This window comes from Rhizobium sp. Leaf311 (genome assembly GCF_001423445.1).
Lineage (GTDB): Bacteria > Pseudomonadota > Alphaproteobacteria > Rhizobiales > Rhizobiaceae > Agrobacterium.
The window spans coordinates 290,688-290,888 of sequence record NZ_LMNZ01000001.1; the positions used below are offsets into that span (position 1 = coordinate 290,688).

Genomic DNA, 201 nt, shown 5'->3' on the forward strand with positions numbered 1-201 from the left:
CGTCGGATCGCTGGACCCCGGATCAAGTCCGGGGTGACGGCGGTGGATGGTGGCGGATGGAGCTTGCTGCGGGCTGGGGGTGCGCTGCGGCGGGTGCTGTTGGCGTCATCGGCGGGGGAGACTTGTTGTTGGTTCGGACTGCGATTTCCTTTGACTTCGGGCATTCCCTTACCTTCCGTCATTCCGGCCTTGAGCCGGAAT

The 201-nt window shown here is 64.2% G+C and carries 1 protein-coding gene; it reads left to right on the forward strand.

Annotation, left to right across the window (positions count from 1 at the left end):
- Window positions 1-201 (forward strand): hypothetical protein (locus ASF69_RS23430; protein WP_210173787.1); only part of this gene is annotated, 201 nt, incomplete at both ends.